Origin of the sequence: Acaryochloris sp. 'Moss Beach' (assembly GCF_021497025.1) — a bacterium.
Lineage (GTDB): Bacteria > Cyanobacteriota > Cyanobacteriia > Thermosynechococcales > Thermosynechococcaceae > Acaryochloris > Acaryochloris marina_A.
In genome coordinates this window covers 232,529-256,470 of sequence record NZ_CP071719.1, presented here as the reverse complement: position 1 = coordinate 256,470, position 23,942 = coordinate 232,529, and the positions used below count along the sequence as shown (strand labels likewise).

Genomic DNA, 23,942 nt, shown 5'->3' with positions numbered 1-23,942 from the left:
ACTCCGTTACGTCTAGAGGGAAGGGGCCGTTCCTAATAGCCCTGCTAAGCCAAGAATCATACCTAATCGTCCCAGCACAATCAGGTATTTATAGGTTAGGGAAGTCTGAATTGTTTGATAACGCCAGAGCGCTAGAGCGAAGCTTAACAGCATGAAAGTGGCACAATATCCAAACAAGGCTGGATGAGCCATGGTGAGTTGAATCATAGCAATGGGAATCGAAATTAGCAGTAGAAGTATTAAGCCCCAAGCGATTGAAAATGCCGGAGTCGGTCCCCAACTATTGGCAATAGTATGCACATTCCGTTGCCGATCTCCCTCTGCATCATGAATATCCCAGACAATTTCTTTGGCCAAAATATAGAAAAACAAAAAGATACTCGGGTAGAGCATTGCCCAAGGGCGTTCCGTTACTAGGCTGGCAAAGAAGATTAAAGTTCCCACAATCATTGCCACAATACCGTTGCCCAAAGTACCGCTGAGATTCAAGATAGCGGCATAATTCCAAAGCAGCAAAGCACTGATAGCCACTACAATCCAGCACGCTAGACCTAAAGGAACTGCTGCGCCTAAAGCACCGCAAAATAGCGTCACTGCAATCCACCAAGCATGATGAGGTAGCAGAGTTTCGGAGGGAAGGGGGCGATCAGGATGGTTAATCCGATCTTTTTCAATATCATCGAAATCATTGATAGCGAAAGCTCCAGCCGTCATACATGTCAATACAGTGGCAGTCTGTAGATAGACCCAAACTGATGTCGCGGGTTGTAGGGCAAAGACCGTGAGACAGCTTGCCACAGCCGCTAGGACGCTAAGTGTAGGGCGGCAAAGTTGAGCTACTCCCTGAAGCAGGTTAGGAGAATTAAATTGTTTGGGAGAGGAGGGAAGGGTAACCATCATTCAGCTCCGTGCAAAGAATAACGTTGTCATAGTGGGCTGCTTGCAAATCTTTCAGCTCAGAACTCCGCCGGAGTCTGCCAATCGCATAGTTGAGCCGGAGAACGCATTTTCACGGTTGGATATTGATAGAATCCGTCCATATCCAACTTCACTTCATCAAATCGAATCCAATTGACTCTTCCGAACGGTTCTCTGACGCTGCGAATCACATAGCCATTTTGAAGGGTTAAGTGCTGATCTAATCGCCATATATACTGTGACGTTGTGATCGGAGGCCAAGGGTGACCAGGCCAAGACAAAGCTAACCCCTGCCCTATCACCTGATTCTGTTCTGCTCTACCTTGAACACAAATGTATGCTCCAGAATGGGGGAAACCGTAATATCCATTCACGAAGTTGCCCCTCTTAGCAAAGTTAAAGCAAACCCCATTACCATCGCGTCCGTCTTCAGGCTCAGGCAGACTGCAAACTTGATAGTTCCCATCCGTCAGTAATTCCAATCGCCAGGGTTGAGAAGTGGGCATTGTTGGCGCAGACGGATGCTCAGTGACATCCATATTGGGTGAAAATGCCGTGACGATTAAAGGGATGCCCATCATCGCCAATATCTGGATCGGGGTTATTGCAAACATCCTCTCACCTCCGCATTTATTAAGATGAGCAATGCAGCCCAAGCTGCATTTTTAACCTATGCCATAAACTTGAAGAAGCTTTGACGACTGAGTTTGCTGCTTTAGCCGGATTATCGGTAAGTTTGAATTTACATCCTCACAAGTTCCTCAATATTGATTCCTTTATTAAGTCAATAGTGTAGTGGTTGAAGACCAGACAGACCTCATAAGCTCTTCAACATTAAGCCCTACAGTTAAAGTGATGAGTATTAAGGAGGCATCTTCATGGACTCTTCACCAGCCATTCTCCAACCCACAAAAACCCATTCAATCTTAGTTATTGGTTATGGGAATCAGCTTCTTTGTGATGATGCTCTTGGCCCTCGGATTGCAGATGAGGTAGCGATTTGGCGTCTTCCTCAGGTGAGATCGTTAACCGTCCATCAACTCACACCTGAACTGGCTGCAGAACTTGCGAACACAGAAACAGTAATCTTTATTGATGCATGCCGTTTGAACCCAGATCAGGCAGTCAGAGTCACTCAGATTACCCCTAGGGGTATGGAAACAACGGGCAGCACTGTCCCTTCCATGGGGCATACCTGTGATCCTCGTTCATTACTCGCGTTAACCCACTCAGTCTATGGGCATCATCCCCAAGCCTGGTGGGTAGAGGTGACAGCCGTCGATTTTGCCGTGGGTGAGCATTTGTCCACGACTGCAGAGCAAGGCATTACTGAAGCACTGGACGCCATTCAAAATCTCATCCAGTCGCAGCTGGATTCTGCTGCAAGGTCCATCAAACGTCATGCATGAAGTGAGTTTAATGCAAACCACCCTAGACATTGCTTGCGACCATGCAGCCCAACAAGGTGCTCAGCATATCCACTGGATTAAGCTGCGGGTAGGTGAACTATCAGGGGTAATTCCCGAAGCCCTCACTCTCGCCTTTGAAATCGTCACCACTGGCACCATGGCTGCGAATGCTCGGCTTGAAGTAGAAACGGTACCCGTCATTTGCCACTGTTCAGCTTGTTATCAAGATTTTCAGCCCACTGGCTGGGTTTATGTTTGTCCCACCTGTCATCAGTTCACCACTGATTTACGCCAAGGCAGAGAACTAGAGTTAACAGCAATGGAGGTGTCGTAGGATGTGTGAAGATTGCGGTTGTAGTGCTGGATCTGTCCAGATTCATCAAGGCCATGATCCTCAACCGAACAAAACAACAACAAGCTTAGAAGTTCCAACACCCAGCGTACGCCACCTTGACCTGCACGCTAAGATTCTGGAGCACAATGATCGCATTGCGGATCAGAATAGAGCCCTGTTTCACCAACAGGGCTGGTTAGTGGTGAATATTCTGTCTTCGCCGGGGTCGGGGAAAACAGCTTTGATTGAGCGACTTGCTCAAGATCAACGGAATAATTGGCAAATCGGGACCATTGTTGGCGATTTAGCGACGGATAATGATGCCCATCGATTAGGCCATGCTGGGGTATCAGCTGTCCAAATTACAACGGGGACAGCGTGCCACTTAGAAGCCAGTATGGTGAGCCACGCTTTATCCAAACTCCCATCCAAACCTTGGGATCTCCTTGTGATTGAAAATGTCGGCAACCTCGTTTGTCCCGCTGCGTTCGATTTAGGAGAACAAATCAGAGTCGTCGTCCTGTCTGTTACCGAGGGCGAAGACAAACCCCAAAAATATCCAGCAATGTTCAAGTCGGCTCAGGTCGTTTTGATCAATAAGACGGATATTGCAGAGGCTGTGGGATGGCAACGAGACCTTGCGATCGCAAATCTCCAACAAATCGCCCCCCAAGCGACCCTCTTTGAGGTATCGGCCCGAACAGGAGCGGGTATGCATGCCTGGTATGCCTATTTGGACCAGTGTCGCCAAGGCCTAAATGGACCATTGTCTCGCTCCCAAAACTCACAAGTTTTACAGATTGGTAGACTATCCTCAAACTAGCCCCAGAGGGAACTGATTCATCCATTTTGCAATTGCTGAAGGAGTGATCAGATGAGCCAATATCTGGTGATGATTGTAAATAAAACAACCGCTCGTTTTCTCACCTTAAGAGATCCCCCACCCCTTGAATACTCTGGTCCTCGTCTAGTGGAACAACAGGCACTGCTCAATCCCATCCAGAGTCAGGTGGGGCGCGAATTATGGACGAGTAGCAAAAGCGGAGGCAATCGGGGGGCAACCCGCCAAAGTCATGGGTATGACGACCACCGTCAAAGGCACCTCAAGGAATTTGATCGACGGTTTGCCCATGCGATCAATGCTGGGATGAGCCACTTCATTCATACCTACCCCATCCAACACATCCTGCTAGTGGCTGAACCACAAATTCTGGGGCATTTACGGCCCACGCTAATGGCAACGTTACCGAAAGCCATTGTCCCCACAGAAGTCGCGAAGGATCTGTGTAACTTATCTGTTTCAGAGATCTACCAATACCTACTCGATCAACAGTTGTTACCCAGGCTAGCTAAACAGGTCAGATAAGACTTTTTAGAACGGTGAGGATACTTTATATGATCTATTTACCCGTTTCTCTACTGCTATTTCTCTTATTTTTACTGTTCCTACCCTTTGTCTGGCTGGTATTGACGATTGATGTCGTTCAACTTGCTGCTGCAAAGTTAGGATTTACGCCTCAAGTGGCCCTCGCACTATTGGTCTTAGTTATTTTGGGCAGCACCCTCAATATCCCTCTTTATCGTATGGACTCACCTATGCATGGGATGGACGACTTTTTGATGTACTACCAACGTCAATTCTGGGGTATTCCTTTGCTCGAAATGAAACAGACAAAGGTCATAGCCCTGAATGTAGGAGGTTGCTTAATCCCCATTATTCTGGCCGTTTACCAATTTAGACAGGCCAATCCAGCAGCCATCTTGCTGATTACATCTGTCGTGACGGTTGTTTGTTTCTATGCCGCCCATATCGTCCCTGGAATTGGGATTACGATGAACCCATTACTCGCCCCTTTGACTGCGGCATTAACAGCAATGCTATTTGGAATGAGCCATGCTCCAGCGACTGCTTTTGCTGGGGGCATTTTAGGAACGTTAATCGGTGCAGATTTATTACATCTAAGGGATATTACAGCTATGAGTGGCGGTGTCCTCAGTATTGGCGGGGCCGGGGTTTTTGACGGAATTGCCCTATGTGGTTTGTTTGCCCTTTTGTTGACTTAAAGGCATTACGTTTGTTGTGAGGCTAAGCACTATGGAAGTGACTACCGTTGCCCTAGACATCCCTGAAAATACAAATTTAATCTTGGGTCAAAGCCATTTTATTAAAACAGTGGAGGATTTATACGAGATTATGGTTGGAACTTGCCCACAGGCAAAATTTGGTCTGGCCTTCTGCGAAGCATCAGGGCCCTGTCTGATCCGGTTTGCTGGCAACGACCCCTCCCTCCAAGACATCGCCGTCAGTAATGCCAAGAAGATCGCTGCGGGTCATAGTTTTATTCTATTGATGCAAGATGCTTACCCCATTAGCGTTTTGAATGCCATTCAGCAGTCCCCAGAGGTCTGCACCATTTACTGTGCCACGGCTAATCCTGTAGAAGTCATCCTTGCCCAGACGGACCAAGGTGCTGGGGTGTTAGGCGTGATTGATGGCTTCTCTCCTAAAGGGGTGGAAGGAGAAGAAGACATCTTGGAACGTCAAGATTTTCTTCGCCAAATTGGCTATAAATTTTAGGCTCTAAAGATGGGGTCTTTAACGGATTAGCCTTCTCCATCAAAGCAGCCTTGTTATGAATGATCATGTGAATGGATACTGACGATGACCCATCAGCGCCTCCAACTAAAGATTCAAGGGGCTGTTCAAGGCGTAGGGTTTCGGCCATTTATCTTCCGTTTAGCAACCCACTGGAAATTAAGGGGTTGGGTTTCGAATGATGCCCAGGGGGTGGTGATTGAAGTGGAAGGTTGCCCTGATCAGTTGAACCCGTTTCTAACTCAACTTCAAGCCAATCCCCCTGCTCTCGCTGAAATTGAGACCATCGAGCAAACGTATATTCCACCTCTGGGTGAGGGAACCTTTACGATTCGTCCCAGCCAACAAGGCCCTAAATCCGCCTTCTTGCTGCCAGATGTCGCCACTTGTGCCGATTGCCTCCGTGAACTGTTCAACCCCTGTGATCGCAGATATCGCTACCCGTTTATCAACTGTACGCACTGTGGCCCGAGATATAGCATTATTCAAGCCTTACCCTACGATCGCGGCAATACCGCAATGGCGAGCTTTCAAATGTGCCCCGATTGCTTATCCGAGTATCAGAATCCCTTATCTCGCCGATTTCATGCACAACCGATTGCCTGTCCCACCTGTGGCCCTATCGTTGAAGTAGGGCATTGGCAGGGGGGAACGCTGGGTTCGCAATCAGTTACCGGGACAGGGTGCTCAGTTAAGACATGGGGAGAAGGCGGAAGCAGGAGAAGAACTGGAGCCAATCGGGTTAGCCGCTGCAGCTCTTCGTCAGGGGCAGATCGTCGCTGTGAAAGGAGTGGGGGGCTTCCATTTGTTGGTCGATGCTCGAAATCCAGAGGCGGTAAAGAGGCTAAGAACGCGCAAACAGCGACCCGATAAACCCTTTGCCTTGATGTATCCATCTTTGGAACGGGTCAGAAACATCTGTGAGGTGTCTGAACTGGAGGCGGAGTGGTTGCAATCTCCCAAGGCTCCCATCGTTTTACTCCAGCGAAGACACCTCTTTCAGGAGGACCGGCTTGCTGATGAAGTCGCCCCAGGTTGCTGCCGCCTGGGCATATTTTTACCCTACACCCCGATTCATCATCTGCTGATGGCTGCCCTCGACTTCCCCCCTTATTGCCACCAGCGGCAATCTCAATGGTGCACCCATCTGCTTCAATTCGGAACAAGCCCTGCATCACCTCAAATCTATCGCTGATCTTTTTCTGATCCATAATCGCCCTATTCTTCACCCTGTAGATGACTCAATTGTCCAAGTCATCAACAGGCAACCTCAACTCCGTCGCCGTGCCCGAGGATATGCTCCGCTTCCCATATGTATCACTCTTCCATCTCTGCCCTCCAGATCTAAACCCTCATCTCCAAAGCCACAATCTACCCGAAACTCAAAACTCCCCACTATCCTCGCGGTCGGCCCTCATCTGAAGAACACCATTGCCCTTTCCTTAGACGATCACGTTTTTATAAGTCAACACCTGGGCGATCTGGACACCGTGCCCTCCTTCGACCGTTTTCAGCAAACCCTACAGGCGTTACTTCAGCTCTACGAGTGCCAACCTAACCTGATCGCCTGTGATGCTCATCCAGATTATGCTTCCACCCAAGCTGCCCAAGCATTGGCTCAGCAATGGCAAGTCCCCTTACTATCAGTGCAACATCACTATGCTCATGTATTGGCCTGCATGGCAGAGCACCACTTAGAAGCACCTGTTCTGGGTATTGCTTGGGATGGAGCGGGTTACGGCTTGGATGGGACCGTCTGGGGAGGAGAATTCCTCCGAATCACGCCATCAGGATTTGAGCGGGTCGGCTACTGGCGTCCCTTTCTCTTACCCGGTGGTGACCTGGCCGCTCGTGAGCCCAGACGATCGGCGATGGGGCTGCTCTATACCTGCTTGGGTGCCCAAATCTTTGAGGGGGAAGGGTTAGCTCCCTTGAATGCTTTTTCCCCGCAGTCCGCAAAGGTATTGCAGGCAATGCTAGATCGGTCCCTCAATACCCCCCTGACTTCAAGTGTGGGGCGATTCTTTGATGCGATCGCATCCGTCACTAATCTGGTTCAAACCACTAGTTTTGAGGGTCAAGCAGCGATGACCTTAGAGTCAATCTTGGGCAAGGCTGAAACGGAAGACTATTATCCTTTCCTTATCTCCACGTCATCGCCCTTAGTGGTGGATTGGGAACCGATGCTGATGGCAATTCTGGCAGAGATTGACCAAGGAGTTGATACGAGCTGGATCTCAGCTAAGTTTCACAATACTTTGGTCGAAATTATTGTCCAGATTGCCCATCAAATTGGAGAGCCATGTATTGTGCTCACAGGAGGATGTTTTCAAAACCAATATTTGAGTAAAAGAGTCATCCACAAATTGCAGGAGAATCAGTTTCGACCCTACTGGCATCAACAAGTGCCTACCAATGATGGGGGGATTGCCCTCGGACAAGTCATGGCCGCTCATCGCCACTATATTGGCCGCTTTCCCAAGGTCAATGAGACTTTTTACAGACAACAGCCCTTTGTGGAGGCAGATTCACCATGTGCTTAGCTGTACCAGGCAAGATTGTTAGCATCTTGGATCATGATGACCCGCTGTTACGGACCGGAAAAGTTAGTTTTGGGGGCGTTCTGAAAGAAGTCAGTCTTGCCTATGTTCCAAATGCTGAGGTTGAGGACTATGTCATTGTCCATGTAGGGTTTGCATTGAACGTCATTGATGTTGAAGAAGCTGAGCGGACCTTACAGCTCTTGCATAATATCAACCCCTGAGCCTGCCCGAGGGAAACGAGCTTTCACAAAAGTATTGATACTCTCAACCTTTGACCTGAAATTCCCCCGTTGAGGTTCTCCACACCTCGCTCAGGACTCGGCCACTGTTTGCCGCTTTGCATTGGATATGAATTGGCATCTGGCCTGCCGCATGGGTTGAGCAACTTAAACAAGGATCAAAGGCCCGAATGCCTGCTTCGACTCGATTGAGCATTGACTCAGGAATATCCGGTCCATGGAGGTAGTGACGAGCAATCTGGGCAACGGTGCGGTTCATCGCCAGATTGTTTTGCCCCGTGGCGATGATCAGATTAACGGATTGGAGTAACCCCGTTTCATCTACTTGATAGTGATGAAACAATGTCCCTCTCGGTGCTTCACTTACCCCAATCCCTTCTAGTTGATTGACATCTGCCTGGGCTCGCAAGGGGGACTTGCAGAGTTCTGGATCTTCTAATTTCTGCTCAATGCGCTCAATACAGGCCAAAATCTCAATTAAGCGGGCGTAATGGTAGAAGAAAGAAGATGTAACGGTCCCATTGCCCCGCTGTCGAAATTCTTGTAATTCTTGATCGGCTAAGGGAGTGCCCATGCGATCACAGACATTCAGTCGGGCTAAAGGTCCCACCCGATACATGCCACTCTCCAAACGGCACAATCCTGGAGACTGATTAGGATAGCCCAAGGGTCGATAGTAGGGTGACTTTAGATAAGAATCAGCCTGAACCGCTTCGCCAATAAAGGAATGGAATTGGCACGGATCAAGATGATCTGCAATGATATTTCCGACACTATCCACAAAGCGTAAACAGCCATGGTAATGTTCCCAGGTTCCCTCTGTATTGATTAACCCCATAAATAAGCTGGGGAAATTACCAAAAATTCGAGCCTCACTAGCATGTCTATCCAACAGGTCTTTAAACCGATTTAGGGTTGAAAGGGCCGTTGACCGTACCTCTGACAACCCAGCTCGGATTTGTTTACGTCCCTCGCCGGTTAGAGCCGATCGTACACCTCCAGGGACAGCCCAAGCCGGGTGAATTTTCTGCCCACCCAAATGCTGAATCACTTCCTGTCCAAACTGGCGTAGCCGGATACCGCTGCGGGCAAGTTCCGGCTCTGCGGCCATCAGGCCAAACACATTCCGTTGGGCCGGATCACTCTCCCACCCCAACAGTAGATCGGGACTACTCAGATGAAAAAAACTCAAGGCATGGGACTGAATAATCTGACCTAAGTTCATTAAGCGGCGCAATTTCTCTGCCGCTAGAGGAATATGAACTGCAAGAATTTGGTCTCCGGCTTTCGCCGACGCTAGCAGGTGACTCACAGGGCAAATCCCACAGATGCGCGGGGTAATTCCCGGCATCTCCCAAAATGGTCGGCCTTCGCAAAACTTCTCAAATCCCCGAAACTCCGTCACATGAAATCGAGCATCTGTGACTTCACCCGCGTCATCCAAGTAAATCGAGATTTTGGCATGGCCTTCAATCCGAGTGACCGGATCAATGATGATTCTCTGAGGCATTATGAATTTTCTGTTTTTTTAGGTTACACATGAGTCAGCTAGCCACTACACCAGGCATCATACTCTCGATCTTTATAGGCTTCTGGGTACTCCTCACGAAACGCTTCAAAAGCAGTTTTTTCAAGCTTTTCGGCACGTTGATGAGCCGCTTCCGCTTGGACTGCATCAACGTCCTGCCAAGCTTGTTGACAGGCTTTAGAATCGGCTCCCTGTCGTTGACAGATAGCGTGAGCGTCAGCAATTAACTGTTGTGTTTTCTGAGCAAGCTCCACTTCTAAGGGGTTTTCCAAGAAGTCACTTTGATCCAGGATGTCAGAGATTGAGAGAATGCCCAGCAGATTCCACTGGATAATGGGTGCGGCATGAATACCGCTGGTGGTCAATAATCGTGCGGCATATTCGACCCCGAGTTCCGGATTGAGCACCAAACAAGGTTTCGTCATAATTTCATAGACTCTCACCTGCCGTGGATCACGGCCAAAGGACGTTACCTTGGCAACGATATCGAAGGCTGTCACAATTCCGTAAGCATCTTGCTCATGGTTCCTATCAACAATGAGGGCATGAATCCCATGCCGTCGCATCAATCGGACGGCCTCAGCCACCTTCGCCGAATTCCGAATTTTGATGACTTCCGTAGTCATAATGTCTGCAACTTTCATCATTGTTGTTTCTCCAAGCGTTTATGCCAGTCCTATCCAAACTCACCCCACTGGTGCCTCCTGAGCTTGCAAGCGGGGCTTAACCAACCGTGACTTTCCCCAATTCCAGAGGGCACCTAAGCCCAAGAGAACAATGACAATGCTCATAATTCCGCCGATGAGGGGAATAGCGGTAATTAACATCAGAACCACTACCCCCATCAGGAATGGGATAAATCGGTTTGCTGTCTTATGCAGGTTGAATTGGCTGCTGAGCCAGCGTCCACCCAGATCGCTGATTAATACGGGAGCAATCAAACTCGCGAAGCTGCCAATACCGACCCATAGGGCCAGATTAGCCAAGGTTCCGACTCCCAGAACGGGCCAGGCTAGTCCTTGGAGGGTCAAGACAAGCACAATAAATGCAAGGATGGTCAGAACTGCGATCACAACACTCGCTACTCCCACCAACACACTGGTCACAATGCCCCAACCCAACGTTCTCAACGGTCGAGTCTGAATATTCTGAGTTAATCCTTCTGTCCACTTTGGAAATGCCCAAAGCAAGGCACATCCCACTAACCCAATCGTCAGCAAGCGTTGCAGTTGATCTAGCACGATATTCGTCGGCTTGGCTGGCGTCGGTTCCCATTCTGGAATCGGTTGATGCGTGATTTTACCTGTCACTTGCGATCCATCATTTAGGGAGGCAGTAGTTGGTGATTTGTAGGTCAACCGACCTTTGACTTGGGCCGAATCTGTGAGGGTTAATCCTGCCGGCACATCAGGAATCTTAAGGCGAGGGCTAGGTCCGAATATAGGTTTCCAAGTCTGGTTGTCGCCGACGGTAACGGCCATATCTTGACCCACTGTCCCCTCTAAGGTTAGTCCTCCCATACCCCCCCCACAACATCCTGATCAACCGTTCCTGCCAGTAGTGCCTGACCACTCGCAACTGTGAGAGTGCCACCGATGGACGTTTGGGGTTGACTTTCCAGGCTCAGCCCTGCGGCGATCATGTCATCTTTCACCCGAGCCTGATTTTTGAGAAGCAGTGCCTCTCCTGCTATCCGCACGTCGTCTTGAACCGTTCCGTTCACCACCACGGCTTGCCCTGCAGCGATTAAATCCCCTTCAACAGACCCATTGAGGGCAACCAAAGCGCCAGCCAGAATAGCATCACCTTTAACAGTGCCATCAATCGTTATTTCATCACCTGCTAAGTAAACATCCTTCTCAACGGTGCCCGATAGTTGAATGGTCTCTCCTGCTGCAAACAGATTATCTTTTAAGGTTCCGTCAACCGTTATACGGTCCCCAGTTGCATAATAGTTACCTTGAATGACCTCTGTAGCCTCCACGGTGATCTGATCTTGCGTCACGAAATTGGGGGCTCCAACCGCAGAAACCGCTAATAGCAATGGGGCAATGACCAAGGCCATTAGAAACAACAGCACTTGTCTAAAATATTGTCTCGATGGTTTAGTTTGCATCTGAGGTACCTACACTGAAAGTGATAAAGTAGCCTGTTCTGAAGGGCTAAATAGCTCCGTTTAAGGCAGCTTGGTCTTCAAAAGCTTCAACCACATCCCAGGCCACAGAACATTCTTTTGAAATCTGGGTTTGCGGGTCACCACAAATAATCCGGGCATGTTTTAAGGCATTGTCGATTTGCTGAGCAAGCCAATTGGCTTGATAGTTATGCTTCCCATCCGTTTTCATCACTAAGTCGGTCACGGATACAATGCCTAAAAGCTGCTGTTCATCAATCACTGGTGCTCTCTGAATGCCTGATTCTGCAAGTAATTGAGCTAATTCTTCCACAGTGAGATCAGGATGGGCTGTAATACAAGGTTCGCGAACTAGCTTTTGAATGCCAATTTCATGGGGATTTTTGCCGACAGCCAAGACTTGGTAAACAATATCTCGCTCAGTGATGATACCGTAAGCAGTTTGTCCCTCAGGGTGTTCAACAATGAGGGAGCGGACTTTATGGTATTGCATCAGGGCAATGGCTTGTGCCACGGTTGCTGTATCCTGAATCGCAATCACCTCTTGGGTCATAATGTCTCTAACTTTAAGTATCTTTGTTCTCCTTAATACGTCCACGATTGATAGGAACCGAGCAGAGGTCATTGACCATTGAATGAGATTGTGATCACCCGAATTTAATTTGATCTCGGCCCTCGAGTTGAGGCTTCTTCCCCTGCAGTAGCGCTTCTAATACCAATTGGATTCGAGAAGGTGATGGCGGGCAACCCGGTAAAAAGAGATCAACGGGAACAACGGTATGCACGGGTTGAACCCGATCCAATAAAGGGGGAACAATCTCTTCCTCTGCAGGAATTTGGGGCACCAGATCTGCCATGTCGATGTAAGACCGCTCAAGAACCCTCTCCGCTGTACCCAAAACATTACGTAACGCTGTGACATTCCCAGTAACGGCACAGTCCCCAAAGGCAATCAGGTATTGAGTGCAATCTCGGACTCGATGAATCATCTCCCAATGGTCTGTATTGGCTATTGCGCCTTCGACTAATGCCACATCTACTTCTTGTGGATACTGCTTGGCATCCATAAAGGGGCTGTAAACAAGATCTATCTGGTGGGCCAACTCAAATAGCCACTCGTCAAGGTCCAGAAAAGACATATGGCATCCTGAGCATCCTCCTAGCCAAACAGTCGCTAACTTCAGTTTTGCCATTCTGCCTCCATACTTTAAAAATAGTTGTGCATGATGAGTGCTCACTTTTAAGTTCGACTGCATGTTCAAGAGATGCATTCAAACTCACGATTCCAACCTCAAAACTGATTTCCTTTCACTGTTTTGTTTGGTATTTCTCACTCACTTTTGAATCCATTCCCGCCTCGTTCTAGCAGTAGCAATAAATTCAAGTTGGGTACGATCATGTTCCATCTCCCCAACAGTTGAACCACGACGAAAGATGGCTCCTGTTGGACAGGCATTGACGCACTTTCCACAAGCGGTACAGCTCTCGGCTTCCCCCCAAGGCTGGTTTAAATCTGTAATCACTCGGGAAGTCCGACCTCGACCTGCCATATCCCAGGTATGAGCCCCTTCAATCTCATCGCAAACTCGAATACAGCGAGTACATAAAACACAGCGATTATGATCAACGCCAAATTGAGGATGGGAAATATCAACGGAGCGATCTGGAAATTGATAGGTAAAACGCACATGATCAATCCCCATCTCAATGGCAAGATCTTGCAACTCGCAGTGGTGATTGGAAACGCACACTGAACAGATATGATTCCCTTCCGCGAATAGCAGCTCCACGATCATGCGTCGATAGTGTTTAAGCCGTTCTGTTTGGGTTAGAACGATCATCCTCTCTGCCACTGGCGTGACGCAGGCGGCCAATAGCTTAGAATTTCCACTAACCTCTACTAGGCAAAGTCGGCAGGCTCCCCATAAGGAAACGCCCTGTAAGTTGCATAGCGTCGGAATATGAATCCCTGAAGCTGTAGCGGCTTCAAGGATTGTTTCATCACCCCGTGCACTGATGAGTTGATCATCAATCTTGAGGGTCTTAACAGCCATAGCCCATACCTGCTTTCTCCTTTTGCTGTGTACCCAGTCCTTACCAAGAATTCTCCTGGTTTAGATCTGGATCAGCTGGATCGCCTTCAAAGGGTTGGATTCCCACCTCTGGATAGTCATCATGGGAAGGACTAAAGATACGGAGAATCGGTTGAGCAATATAGCTAAGGAAGCGTCGAACCGTTTTGCTTAAGGATCGTATGGATAGAGATTTACCCTGGAGTGTTGCCATTATCGAATGTCCTCACAACTAAACTATATAGAGAAAAATTTGAGGAAAAGATGTCAGTTTTCATAGGATGTGACATCTGACCTCTTAATTTGAGGCTATATAGACAATATGAGGAAAACGTGAGCGGTATGCTGTCCAAGTTCGATAAAACAGAAACATTGCAAACCATTCCCCACAGCAGTTCGCAAGTATTGCTATATATTTCTCAATGCCCTATTTGAATCAACTGATTGGAGGGTTGCTTGACTTTAGCCTAATCAGGTTACTGTGCTGCTAGAAAACCGTGCACCGTAGGTTACCTAAAGATCGCTTTCAGGAATTTCTTCTTTAAAATCAATGACCAATTGCATGGTTTCTAGGACTAAAGATCTGAGGTCTTGAGTGAGAGGGAGTTTAGCCTCAGGACCAAACCAACGGTCAAAAGTTTTGACATAGGGTTCTTTGCCCTTTAAGTAACCCTCCATGAAACGTACTAGAGCGTAATTCACTTGATCAACAAATTTGGAATTATTCTCAGGCATCATGCAGGCAATTCCCTCTCTTGAAAAATACCCAACAACATTAAAGTCCTCAGGATTCTGGCTGTTTTGTAGCCAGCCTTCTAGTAAAATACCGTCGGCTGCAAAGGCATCAACGGTGCCCTGCTGCAATGCTTTATATCCCTGAGCATGATCTTGGATGGCGATGATCTGGGCTCGGGATTGAGTACGGCGAATCGCAATCTCATTTGTTGTGCCCGCAACAGCGGCGATTTTCTTATTGGCCAACGCCTCGGGTTCCCATGCCTCACTCCCCTTCTTCATCAACAAGCGGGTTCCTGTCAGACTATAGCTAACGGAAAAGTCTATTTCCTTATCCCTTTCCCAGGTATAGCTGCTAGCATCACAGACAATATCTACTTCACCTGTGACTAATTTAGGAATTCGATCGCTAGGGGTAAGAGCAATCAACTTTAGCTCAATCTCTTTTCCAAGCGTTTTTGATAATTGGGCCTGTACCTGTTTCAACATTTCGATTGAGTAACCCTGAAATTGCCCATGTTCATCCATGAAGGCAAAGGGGAGAGCATTTTTATTAGTTCCAGCTGTTACAGTGCCAGTACGAGCTACTTTTTCGAGGACCGTTTCTGCAGAAACAAGCTGTGGGTTAGCTATGGTGAAGAGACTACAAAGGGTGGTCAGTAAAGTAAGCCTAACTCCTCGCCCCCCAAACCTTTACAAGGGGATGAGGGAAGCGGTTTGGATCAACAGGATATTGCATGCTCGTATTCTGAATAATTCGGACTAAGTTTATAGAAAAAAAGAACATATTTTGAGTTTTGTAATAATTAGTTGAATCGTTTTTGTGCTGACAAAGCCTAATATTTTCAAGCCCAAGTCTGACGTAGTTCTATGAGGAGTGATGATCGTCAGATGCCTTATTATGCATAAGCTCTAAGTACTCATCTTTGAAAAAATGTAGGGTACTTAGTATGGGATTTGGGGCAGATTTACCAAGGCCGCACAGGCTAGTATCCTTGACCATTTCGCAAAGTTGGTTCAGAGACTCTAAATCATCTGTTCTTGCTTTCCCTTCGCAGATTTTTGTGAGCAACTGGTGAAGCTGAACCGTTCCTGCCCGACAGGGAACGCATTTGCCACAGGACTCTTCCATACAAAACTCCATGAAGAAACGAGCGACGTCCACCATATTGGTGGCCTGATCCATGACAATCATCCCACCAGACCCCATAATGGACCCCAAACGGGTTAGAGACTCATAATCTACAGGCGTATCAAAGGCATGGACGGGAATACATCCCCCTGAGGGGCCACCGGTTTGCACTGCTTTAGCCGATCCATCAAGGACCCCCCCGCCCATCTGTTCAACGATTTGACGCAGGGAGGTACCCATGGGTACTTCAATCAATCCGGTGTTTTGGATCTTGCCCGCTAAGGAAAAGACTTTGGTACCTTTGCTCTTGTCTGTGCCAATCCCAGCAAACCATTCAGCACCGTTGCGAATGATAGGAGCGATATTCGCAAAAGTTTCCACATTATTAATCAATGTTGGACAACCCCAAAGTCCGGATTCAGCAGGGTAAGGTGGTCGGGGGTGAGGTAAGCCGCGCTTCCCTTCGATGGAGGCCATTAGGGCTGTTTCCTCACCACAGACAAAGGCACCCGCACCAATGCGGATATCGATCCGAAAGTCAAAGGGGGACTCAAAAATTTGACTGCCGAGTAAACCTTGCTTGCGAGCTTGACGAAGGGCCGTTTCGAGGTGATTGATGGCGAGGGGATACTCACCTCGAATATAGATGTAGCCTTGGTTGGCGCCGACAGCATAGGCTGCAATTGCCATCCCTTCTAACACCCGATGTGGATCGCTTTCTAAGACACTGCGATCCATAAAAGCACCAGGGTCTCCTTCATCACCATTGCAAATCACATACTTTTGTCCTGGGGGCATTTTGGCAACTGTTGACCATTTCAAGCCTGTGGGGTAACCGCCGCCGCCTCGCCCTCGTAGACCACTTTGAGTAATCTGATCAATCACTTCACTGGGGGTCATATCATAAAGTGCCTGGTAGAGGGCTATATAGCCTTTATTGGCCATATATTCCTTAATTTCCTTAGGGTCGATGTGGCCACTGTTTTCAAGGACGATGGGGTGTTGAAGGGTGAAAAAAGGGTGATGTCGGGGCTGATAAGAGGAGGGTTGAGGCGAAGAGAGGGGAGTATTGTTTGGTAACTCTTTGGGAAGATTGGATTGGAGGGTTTCTTGACAGGCGTGGACCAGTTCAGGGACGCTCTCGGCGGTCACTTGATCGTAGAGAATGCCTGAAGGGTCTAGGCGGACTAGGGGACCTCGGCTACATAGTCCCATACAACCTACCCCCCGGACTTGAATGGGAGGGGTGAGGGCTTGTGTTGAGATCGCAACTTCGATTTGTTTTTTTACTTCTAATGCATTAGCAGATAAACAGCCCCCCACCGTACAACAGCGGATGCAGGGAGCACTGAGGATCTCTTGTTCTCGCTTAGCTAGAGTTTGTAGCTCTTGTAAATCCATTTATGTTGCTACCTTACATTGAGGATGGCCCATCATCTGTGTGACTTGCTGACCCAATTTTTCTGAGGTTTGATAGCCGACAACTTGACCATCCAACACCACAGCAGGAGCGCTCCCACAGGCCCCTAAGCAACGAGCAGTGCTGAGTGATAAGCATCCATCCCTGGTGGTTTCCCCAGTTTGAATTTGAGCGATCTGTTCCACGGTTGATAGGAGTGATGCAGCCCCTTTTACAAAACATGCCGTTCCCATACAAACCACACAGGTATGACGTCCAGAGGGGGTTAGCGAGAAAAAGTGATAGAACGTGGCCACACCATAGACTTGACTGGGAGGTAACTTCAAACTGTGGGCAATATGCAATAGGACATCTTGTTCTAAATATCCGAACAATTCCTGAGCTTTATGGAGAACTTCAATCAGAGAATTGGGCTGATATTGATGCCGTTTCATCGTTGCCTCTAACACCCTAAAACGATGATCTTTATTGGGATGAGGTTTGCCATCCACAATAGTTTGACTCCCTTCACTTAACTGTCATTGGATAGCTCTGCATTTTTCTTAGAGCATGTCTGTTGTCTTCAGGCCGGCTGCTGAGGACGCACAACCATTACAGAACAGGACGCATGGTTCGCAACATATTTCCCCACACTGCCAAGAAGCATTTCGCTGAGTCCAGAACGACCCCGATTACCCACTAGAATTAAGTCTGATGATCGGTTCTTGGCAAACTCACAAATGATTTCGCCGGGAGATCCGGGTTGTTGAATAAATTCAGTCGGAATACCTGCTTCCCTTGCGATCGCAGTATAGGAACGCAATTGGGGTAGGCAATCACTATCATAGGTATTCCACTGTCGTTGCTGGCTGTAGAGGATGTCATCGCGCAAACTAGGATAGTCATCCAGCCGTTGCTGAGTAAAAGCGGTTGGATGGGTGATAGAAATGGGAACTTTGGCAATATCCGGTGGCAAGACATGCAGCAACATCAGCCTAGCCGTGGACATTGATTTGGCAACGTTTATCGCCATATTAAAGATTTGTGGGTTTATGGCACTCCCATCCATGGCCACTAATATACTGCGGTAAGACAACTTTTCGCGCCATGCTTCGGAAGACTGTTGATTCGCCGCTAGGGTATTTATGGATTGTTTGGGGATGAACTCGGGGACATCTTGGTGGTGGACAATCAGGACTGAGCAGGGAGCATTATGTGTGACGTAATTGCTAACACTGCCCAATAGAAGTTTGCTGAGAAAGTTTCGACTGCGTCGTCCAATGATGATCGTATCGGCTTGCCATTGTCGGGCTATTTCACAAATCTCCCTGCCTGGATCTCCTAAAGATTGTTGATAGACAACGGTAAGACCCTTTTCTTTTGCCTGATTGGCTCGAGATCTGAGTAACTCAAGACTGCTGGCTTTGAAGACATCTAAGTCATTGAGATAAGAGTTTACGACCCCAGTATGTGACAGGTCAAACTCCTCTAATACGCCTGGCATCAGAGGATACGGAGGATATCCCTCCTCAGTCGAGGAAATGACATGCAATAATAAGAGCTTTGCATGGGTTGCCTTAGCTAGAACCACAGACTGCATAAAGGTTTGCTGACTAAAGGCGGAGTGATCTAAAGCCACCAGAATTTTTTTTGACATGACAACCTCCCAAAGCATCCAGCTCCAGTTATATATCTACTTATAGTTCCAATTTCCGTCGACCTTCTAGAAGGGAAGACCGACCCAAACATCTATCCTGGACGTTTCCTGCTTAGGGTTATAGAACAAGATATTGAGGAAAATATGAGCTTTAGCTGCAACCCAGACATTCATGTCTAGAGAAAATTTCGAGCCCTTGTCATCAGGGATTACTCAAACCATCCAGTATGCTTCACAATCTTGGGACGAATGATAGCAACCAGACAAGTGCTAAGTTGAGTGACTGACAAGAAAATAAAGCTCTACCATGGAGGTATAAGGGGTTGATCGGAACTGTCCAGACGGTTGTTATTTGTGTGGAGGAATCCTGATGAGATACCATCGCATTTTGGTTGCACTAGATACTTCATTCCTTCAACCCGCTGTTTATGAGCAGGCATTGGCAGAAGCAAAATTACATTCAGCTGAGCTAAAGCTATTTCATGGTGTAGAGGCAGAAATTAATCCCTTGGGTAACTCAACGATCTCACCCCTAGGGCCCCCTTTAGAATCAGGTTACCTTTCTCCATCTGCTGTGGATTACGAGTTGGCACAGCAAGCCTGGGAAGCACAAATTGCGGAAGCCAAACAATGGTTACTGGAATTTTCCTTAAAAGCAGAGCAGCAAGGTATAAAGACAACCTTTGAGGCCGAATTAGGCAATCCTGGACCTCAGGTTTGCGAATGGGCTAAAGACTGGCACGCTAATCTGATTATCGTGGGTCGCCATGGTCGCACAGGACTCAAGGAACTCTTACTGGGGAGTGTCAGCAACCATATCGTCCACCATGCCCCTTGTTCTGTCTTGGTCATTCAAGGAGAAACGGTTGTTTCAGAAGACTCCCATTGAACAGACTGAAAGGGTAAAAGCACCTGGGCTCTCAACTTCATCGCACTTTCGCAAGCCTCTCGGGCTCCGCTCCACAGAGAGTCAGTATCCTCAATTCAAGTGTTCGGGCGACTTGCAATCGATGACATCCCCCGACCTGACATGAGTTTCTGCCAAATTTAACAGGTGTGGGATAGTGACGAGTTGGTAGCCTTGTCGTTTTAACTCGGAGATCACTAAGGGCAGAGCCTTAATCATTAATTCGCGATTACCCCCGCCATCATGCATCAGCACGATGCCGCCAGATGTTGCATTTTTAATGACATTTTGCACTGCTAAATCCACAGACCCCTCATAGGTATCGTCAATCGTCCATAAGACAGTAACCATCTTTTGAGCACTAGCTTGGGCTACTAATCCATTGTCCAGAAATCCACCAGGGGGACGGAATAGAGCCGTTTTATGTCCAGTGTACTGTTCAACAATATCAGTAGTTTGCTGAATCTCGGTCAGGGCAAGTTCAAAGTTGTGATCTTGGTAGCCATGGCTCCAAGAGTGATTGCCAATAGCATGTCCTGCCGTCGCAATCTGTTGGAGTAAGTGAGGGTATTGAGCTACATTACGGCCCAATACAAAGAAAGTGGCTTTGATATGGTGTTGCTGGAGAATATTCAATACGTTGAGGTGTTGTCAGGCCAGGGACCATCATCAAACGTGAGTGCGATCGCTTTTTGATCACGGGGCAGTTGCACCCCGTAAATGGTTTGTCCTTGAAATCTAATTGGGGGGCGGTTACAAGGGAAGGGGCGTTCCCCTGAGTCTAACTTGAGGGGCTGAGCGTCATGAATCCTGGAGTGAGACACATCCAAAGATACAGTAATCCGCTCTACAGAAAAATGACCGACCCTTGGAGTGTTTAGGTTGATCTGATGTCCGAAGGAATACATTGCCATGAGTAGACTCACTCCAACTAGTGCAGTAAGCTGGCGTTCGAAGGTATCGACTCGTAGATTTTGCCTAAACATTTCTAGCGCAATAGCTACTAATCTGAGGATGTGTAACTAGAATCTCTCTAATTGTCAAAGGGATCAGAACAGTCTGTGATGTTCAAAAAGTGTTGATAATCTTGTGTTTAAGCGGTTTAAAGGAACCTATCATCATGGACCAATACATTGCAGACTGCCTTATCTCTATTCTAGCTAGTCTTTCTCAGCATATAGTTTAGTTGTGAGGGGCATGGATTGATTGGCAATGCGCGCTTTCCCCAACCCCAATGCTCTAGCTTCAGTCAGGGTCTCTTCTGCCAAAATACACAAGTCTTGAAAATCTTGACTGTCCTCAGGACAATGAACCACACTCGCACTACAGGTCATCTGGATGTTGGTGCCATCAGGTATTGAATAGGGAGTTTTGTAGACAACATCCAAGAAATCTTGAACCCTTTGACCTCCTTCAGTTTTGGTTACCCCCCATCAACCCCACTAAAAATTGATTCCCACCCCTACGAGCAATCACATCCTCCGACGATACCAACCCTAATAATGCTTGAGCAAACTGTCTCAGGATACTGTCGCCTACCGCATAGCCAAAGCAATCATTAATCTGCTTTAGACGCTCTATTTCCAGAATGACAAGGCACATGTTTCGGGGCTGATGTGCCACTTCACTTAACAACAATTCCAGGGCATGGGCCGTCTCGTGGCGGCTGAGCACTCTGGCCAAAGGATCAATAGTGGAAAGACGGCGTTGCAATCGAGTTCGTTCTAGACGGTTGAGAATACGGACCACCAATTCTGGTCCGACAATGGGCTTACTGATGAAATCATCTGCACCTGCAGCATAAACTTGGTTGACCACATCAGCCTCGGTATGAGCGGTTAAGAAAATGATGGGCAATTGTTCCCATTGGATATCATTACGAACCACCTTGCACAAATCTATCCCACCAATGTGGGGCATCTCTACATCAAGCAACAATAGATCAGGGGGAGAATGGGTAAGCGTTTCCCAAAACTGAGTAGGCTCGGCGAGTCCAATCACTTCAAGCCCCCAGGGTTTACATAGAGCCGCAACGGTCTCCAATATTTGCGGGTCATCATCCACAATCATGATCCGGGCTTCTTTACGCTCCTTACTTTGGAGGGTGTGCTCAACCCGTTCCCACACTTGTTGAAGGGGTAAAGATTTTGAGATGGGTAGTTGGCCGTCTGAATAAGCTTTAGCCATCTCTTGATACCGATTCTCATCAGCCGTCCAGATCAAGACTGGAATGGGTAGTGGAAGATATAGTAACGCTTCTAGAAAGGTTAGGCTTTGGATGGGAGACTGGCCTGCTGGATCAAAGAGGATGAGATGTGGAGCCTGTTCCTGAATGAGGTCTCGTGCTAGATCAATGCTCTCTGCTGTTAGATATCGAATTTGATGCTGACGGGCCTCGGCAGATAGAGCATCTCGGGAAGGCCCGTCAGCGTCAATGGCTAATACAACCCTTTGCCCAACATCATCCCGATAGTCTGAGGTCACTTGAGTTTCGGGTTGGCAAGCATAATTAATTTCCTGGCGCAGAGCATCAACATCCTGCTGCAATTGCAAGGATTGATTGGAGTTGAGGGGGGAATTGGAACGCAACAGATGTTCAATCTCACGTGCTAACTGGGACCCCTTCGATAAACCAAAGGTCCCCAATCCTCCTGCCAAGGTATGGGCTTCTTGTTGAGCCGCTTGCCTCAATTCATCATTAAAGCAACCCTCAGTAACCGCCGTTGCAGCCTTGTCTAATAGTTTGATTTGGTCCAGGATGCGGGGCTGAAACTTAATCCAAATATCAGCAATCGCACTCATCGTTTGCTGCTTAATTTTGGCTTCTGGTGGTTGAATAGGCGTCGCTTTATTTTTATCGAGTTCTGATAGAGCTTTAAGGCGATACCCGATTCCATAAACCGTTTCAATCAAGTCCGTGGGTGCCCCCGATGCTTTTAATTTTTGACGGAGACCCTTGATATGGGTTCTGACTGCTTCTTCTCCAGGTGTGTCCTCATAGGTCCATATATGTTCTAGAATCATGCCGCAACTAAATACACGGCGGGTATTCCGTATAAATAACTCTACTAGGGCATATTCTTTGGGAGTAAGTTTGAGGAGAACATCTTGATATTTGACCTCGCACGCTCTCGGGTCTAGCTGTAAATTTTCCCACTTTAATATCGGTGGGTTGATAGCTTCCCCTCTGCGGAGTAAGGCCCTGATTCGAGCCGCTAACTCTTCTGGATCAAACGGTTTAACGACATAGTCATCTGCTCCAGCGTCAAGGCCAATCGCTCGATCATGGCTGCTATCTTTTCCCGTGAGTAGCAAGATTGGGAGCTGATAGCCTTGCGATCTCAACTGCCGACAGAGACTGACTCCATCCAATTTAGGCAACATTACATCTGAAAGGATTAGGTCGTATTCAAAGGCTTCGACCAATTCTGCTGCAGTCTGGCCATCGGATGCCAGTTCAACTGCATAATTTAGATCGACTAACAAGGTTTTTAGCGCTTCAGCGATTAACTCATCATCTTCCACGATTAGGATTCTCACTGTAATCCTCCTAGAGGGCTGGGGTGACGGATTCGATCCTATTCTTCAGAGTAACGGCAAATCGGGGCAGCATCCGTTCGGAGAACAACACTTGTTGAAGTTTCTTGGCCAAACCACTTCATCAAGTATATTTATCCAGCGCTCCGATTTTGAGGAGCTTGTGAAGATTGAGGTGTCAACCATTCTTCACAAGCTCCTCAGGCCCTTGCAATAGATTTTAAGTGAGAGGTATCGGGAACTTCCTAAAGGAGAGGAGACAATGAAACTAACCTATAGAGGCATTAATTACGACTATAGTCCTCCAGTGGTTCGCTATGGCAACCGCGCTGGAGTAGGCAAATATCGTGGCGCAACTTACCCACGCCAAAATCTAAAGGAGACGCCTGTACCTCAAGTCAGTGCTGATCTCACCTACCGTGGTGTGGCGTATCATACCGGTGAATCACCGACTGATACTTCTCAATCACAAAGGGAAGACCAACCTGAAACAGTTGGAGCTGATTGGGTGTCTGTTGCTGAAGAAGCCCGGTGGTTAATGATGGATCATCATCGGATTATTAAGCACCGCCAGCAAAGTATGCTCGGTCGGACGACATCAGAGATTCATCTTAAGGTAGATCCCTCAAAATATTGGAATCATATTCAAGGGAAAGTCCATCCCAGCTTTCGAATGACTTATGAACGCAGCCATGCTGCTATGAGTTAGGGATTTTGAATCCCAGTTTGAGTCATTCAGCACAATGAAACGTTGGAGGTCGTAACCCGATGAGACCAAAGTATACCTTCACGAGGTTGATAA

The 23,942-nt window shown here is 47.7% G+C and carries 27 protein-coding genes and 1 pseudogene; 10 read left to right on the top strand and 18 right to left on the bottom strand.

The features are described 5' to 3' along the window. Positions 1-12: 12 nt before the first annotated feature. Positions 13-900, bottom strand: a complete 888-nt coding sequence (locus HRE53_RS29730; RefSeq protein WP_235111838.1) for a geranylgeranylglycerol-phosphate geranylgeranyltransferase — start codon at positions 898-900, stop codon at positions 13-15. 56 nt (positions 901-956) lie between these two features. Next, entirely contained in the window at positions 957-1,532 is a 576-nt protein-coding gene (locus HRE53_RS29725) for a hypothetical protein (protein WP_235111836.1), read from the bottom strand. A gap of 264 nt (positions 1,533-1,796) precedes the next feature. On the opposite strand from HRE53_RS29725, the gene HRE53_RS29720 reads away from it, so the two are divergent. The 8 genes and pseudogenes from HRE53_RS29720 (at position 1,797) to HRE53_RS29685 (ending at position 8,021) form a co-directional block, all read left to right on the top strand. Beyond that, positions 1,797-2,327: a hydrogenase maturation protease gene (locus HRE53_RS29720; protein WP_212667064.1), complete on the top strand. Its 531-nt coding sequence runs from the start codon at positions 1,797-1,799 to the stop codon at positions 2,325-2,327. Continuing rightward, complete coding sequence (gene hypA, locus HRE53_RS29715; protein WP_212667065.1) at positions 2,320-2,661, top strand: hydrogenase maturation nickel metallochaperone HypA; 342 nt, start codon at positions 2,320-2,322, stop codon at positions 2,659-2,661. Before HRE53_RS29720 ends, hypA begins: the two co-directional genes overlap by 8 nt. A 1-nt stretch (position 2,662) precedes the next feature. Then, the gene (gene hypB / locus HRE53_RS29710) at positions 2,663-3,484 is read left to right on the top strand and encodes a hydrogenase nickel incorporation protein HypB (RefSeq protein WP_212667066.1); all 822 of its coding nucleotides are present in this window, start codon (positions 2,663-2,665) and stop codon (positions 3,482-3,484) included. Positions 3,485-3,535: 51 nt separating this feature from the next. After that, on the top strand, positions 3,536-4,027 hold the full coding sequence (locus tag HRE53_RS29705) for a host attachment protein (protein ID WP_212667067.1): 492 nt from the start codon (positions 3,536-3,538) through the stop codon (positions 4,025-4,027). Between the two features lie 29 nt (positions 4,028-4,056). Continuing rightward, on the top strand, positions 4,057-4,725 hold the full coding sequence (locus HRE53_RS29700; protein ID WP_212667068.1) for a DUF1614 domain-containing protein: 669 nt from the start codon (positions 4,057-4,059) through the stop codon (positions 4,723-4,725). Between the two features lie 31 nt (positions 4,726-4,756). After that, positions 4,757-5,239 (top strand): adenosine-specific kinase, encoded by a 483-nt coding sequence (locus tag HRE53_RS29695; protein ID WP_212667069.1) that lies wholly within the window; start codon positions 4,757-4,759, stop codon positions 5,237-5,239. 55 nt (positions 5,240-5,294) lie between these two features. Beyond that, positions 5,295-7,800: pseudogene (gene hypF / locus HRE53_RS29690) on the top strand (carbamoyltransferase HypF). Beyond that, complete coding sequence (locus tag HRE53_RS29685) at positions 7,791-8,021, top strand: HypC/HybG/HupF family hydrogenase formation chaperone (RefSeq protein WP_212667071.1); 231 nt, start codon at positions 7,791-7,793, stop codon at positions 8,019-8,021. Before hypF ends, HRE53_RS29685 begins: the two are co-directional and overlap by 10 nt. 43 nt (positions 8,022-8,064) lie before the next feature. Here HRE53_RS29685 and HRE53_RS29680 read toward each other — a convergent pair whose 3' ends face one another. The 12 genes from HRE53_RS29680 to HRE53_RS29625 all read right to left on the bottom strand — a co-directional run bounded on the left by HRE53_RS29680 (position 8,065) and on the right by HRE53_RS29625 (position 18,696). Continuing rightward, entirely contained in the window at positions 8,065-9,549 is a 1,485-nt protein-coding gene (locus tag HRE53_RS29680) for a Ni/Fe hydrogenase subunit alpha (RefSeq protein ID WP_212667072.1), read from the bottom strand. A 38-nt stretch (positions 9,550-9,587) separates the two neighbouring features. Beyond that, positions 9,588-10,214 carry a CBS domain-containing protein gene (locus HRE53_RS29675; protein ID WP_212667073.1) on the bottom strand — a complete coding sequence of 209 codons (627 nt, stop codon included), beginning with the start codon at positions 10,212-10,214 and terminating at the stop codon, positions 9,588-9,590. 39 nt (positions 10,215-10,253) lie between these two features. Beyond that, complete coding sequence (locus HRE53_RS29670) at positions 10,254-11,087, bottom strand: hypothetical protein (protein ID WP_235111834.1); 834 nt, start codon at positions 11,085-11,087, stop codon at positions 10,254-10,256. Further along, entirely contained in the window at positions 11,075-11,683 is a 609-nt protein-coding gene (locus HRE53_RS29665; RefSeq protein WP_235111832.1) for a polymer-forming cytoskeletal protein, read from the bottom strand. The genes HRE53_RS29670 and HRE53_RS29665 overlap by 13 nt, the downstream gene beginning before the upstream one ends. A 46-nt stretch (positions 11,684-11,729) precedes the next feature. Then, positions 11,730-12,254, bottom strand: coding sequence for a CBS domain-containing protein (locus HRE53_RS29660; RefSeq protein ID WP_235111831.1), 525 nt, complete (start codon positions 12,252-12,254; stop codon positions 11,730-11,732). 94 nt (positions 12,255-12,348) lie between these two features. Beyond that, the gene (locus tag HRE53_RS29655; RefSeq protein ID WP_212667075.1) at positions 12,349-12,894 is read right to left on the bottom strand and encodes an oxidoreductase; all 546 of its coding nucleotides are present in this window, start codon (positions 12,892-12,894) and stop codon (positions 12,349-12,351) included. Positions 12,895-13,035: 141 nt separating this feature from the next. Further along, positions 13,036-13,755 (bottom strand): bidirectional hydrogenase complex protein HoxU, encoded by a 720-nt coding sequence (hoxU, locus tag HRE53_RS29650; RefSeq protein WP_212667076.1) that lies wholly within the window; start codon positions 13,753-13,755, stop codon positions 13,036-13,038. A gap of 40 nt (positions 13,756-13,795) precedes the next feature. After that, positions 13,796-13,987: a hypothetical protein gene (locus HRE53_RS29645; RefSeq protein WP_212667077.1), complete on the bottom strand. Its 192-nt coding sequence runs from the start codon at positions 13,985-13,987 to the stop codon at positions 13,796-13,798. A 299-nt stretch (positions 13,988-14,286) separates the two neighbouring features. Continuing rightward, on the bottom strand, positions 14,287-15,036 hold the full coding sequence (locus HRE53_RS29640; protein WP_235111827.1) for an amino acid ABC transporter substrate-binding protein: 750 nt from the start codon (positions 15,034-15,036) through the stop codon (positions 14,287-14,289). Between the two features lie 340 nt (positions 15,037-15,376). Continuing rightward, entirely contained in the window at positions 15,377-17,041 is a 1,665-nt protein-coding gene (locus HRE53_RS29635; protein ID WP_235111826.1) for a NuoF family protein, read from the bottom strand. Beyond that, positions 17,042-17,551, bottom strand: a complete 510-nt coding sequence (hoxE, locus tag HRE53_RS29630) for a bidirectional hydrogenase complex protein HoxE (RefSeq protein ID WP_235111825.1) — start codon at positions 17,549-17,551, stop codon at positions 17,042-17,044. A 71-nt stretch (positions 17,552-17,622) separates the two neighbouring features. After that, positions 17,623-18,696 (bottom strand): universal stress protein, encoded by a 1,074-nt coding sequence (locus tag HRE53_RS29625; protein ID WP_212667080.1) that lies wholly within the window; start codon positions 18,694-18,696, stop codon positions 17,623-17,625. A gap of 370 nt (positions 18,697-19,066) precedes the next feature. Here HRE53_RS29625 and HRE53_RS29620 point away from each other — a divergent pair, with 370 nt between their 5' ends. Beyond that, positions 19,067-19,585: a universal stress protein gene (locus HRE53_RS29620; RefSeq protein ID WP_212667081.1), complete on the top strand. Its 519-nt coding sequence runs from the start codon at positions 19,067-19,069 to the stop codon at positions 19,583-19,585. A 90-nt stretch (positions 19,586-19,675) separates the two neighbouring features. Here the strand turns inward: HRE53_RS29620 and HRE53_RS29615 are convergent, their stop codons facing one another. The 4 genes from HRE53_RS29615 to HRE53_RS29600 form a co-directional block, all read right to left on the bottom strand. Further along, positions 19,676-20,239 carry a polysaccharide deacetylase family protein gene (locus HRE53_RS29615; protein ID WP_235111824.1) on the bottom strand — a complete coding sequence of 188 codons (564 nt, stop codon included), beginning with the start codon at positions 20,237-20,239 and terminating at the stop codon, positions 19,676-19,678. Beyond that, the gene (locus HRE53_RS29610) at positions 20,236-20,589 is read right to left on the bottom strand and encodes a hypothetical protein (RefSeq protein ID WP_235111823.1); all 354 of its coding nucleotides are present in this window, start codon (positions 20,587-20,589) and stop codon (positions 20,236-20,238) included. Before HRE53_RS29610 ends, HRE53_RS29615 begins: the two co-directional genes overlap by 4 nt. A 174-nt stretch (positions 20,590-20,763) precedes the next feature. Further along, the gene (locus HRE53_RS29605; protein ID WP_235111821.1) at positions 20,764-20,991 is read right to left on the bottom strand and encodes a hypothetical protein; all 228 of its coding nucleotides are present in this window, start codon (positions 20,989-20,991) and stop codon (positions 20,764-20,766) included. Between the two features lie 25 nt (positions 20,992-21,016). Beyond that, the gene (locus tag HRE53_RS29600) at positions 21,017-23,143 is read right to left on the bottom strand and encodes a response regulator (protein ID WP_235111820.1); all 2,127 of its coding nucleotides are present in this window, start codon (positions 23,141-23,143) and stop codon (positions 21,017-21,019) included. A 259-nt stretch (positions 23,144-23,402) separates the two neighbouring features. Between HRE53_RS29600 and HRE53_RS29595 the strand changes: the two genes are divergently transcribed. Next, positions 23,403-23,849 carry a DUF4278 domain-containing protein gene (locus HRE53_RS29595; RefSeq protein WP_212667083.1) on the top strand — a complete coding sequence of 149 codons (447 nt, stop codon included), beginning with the start codon at positions 23,403-23,405 and terminating at the stop codon, positions 23,847-23,849. Positions 23,850-23,942 lie beyond the last annotated feature (93 nt).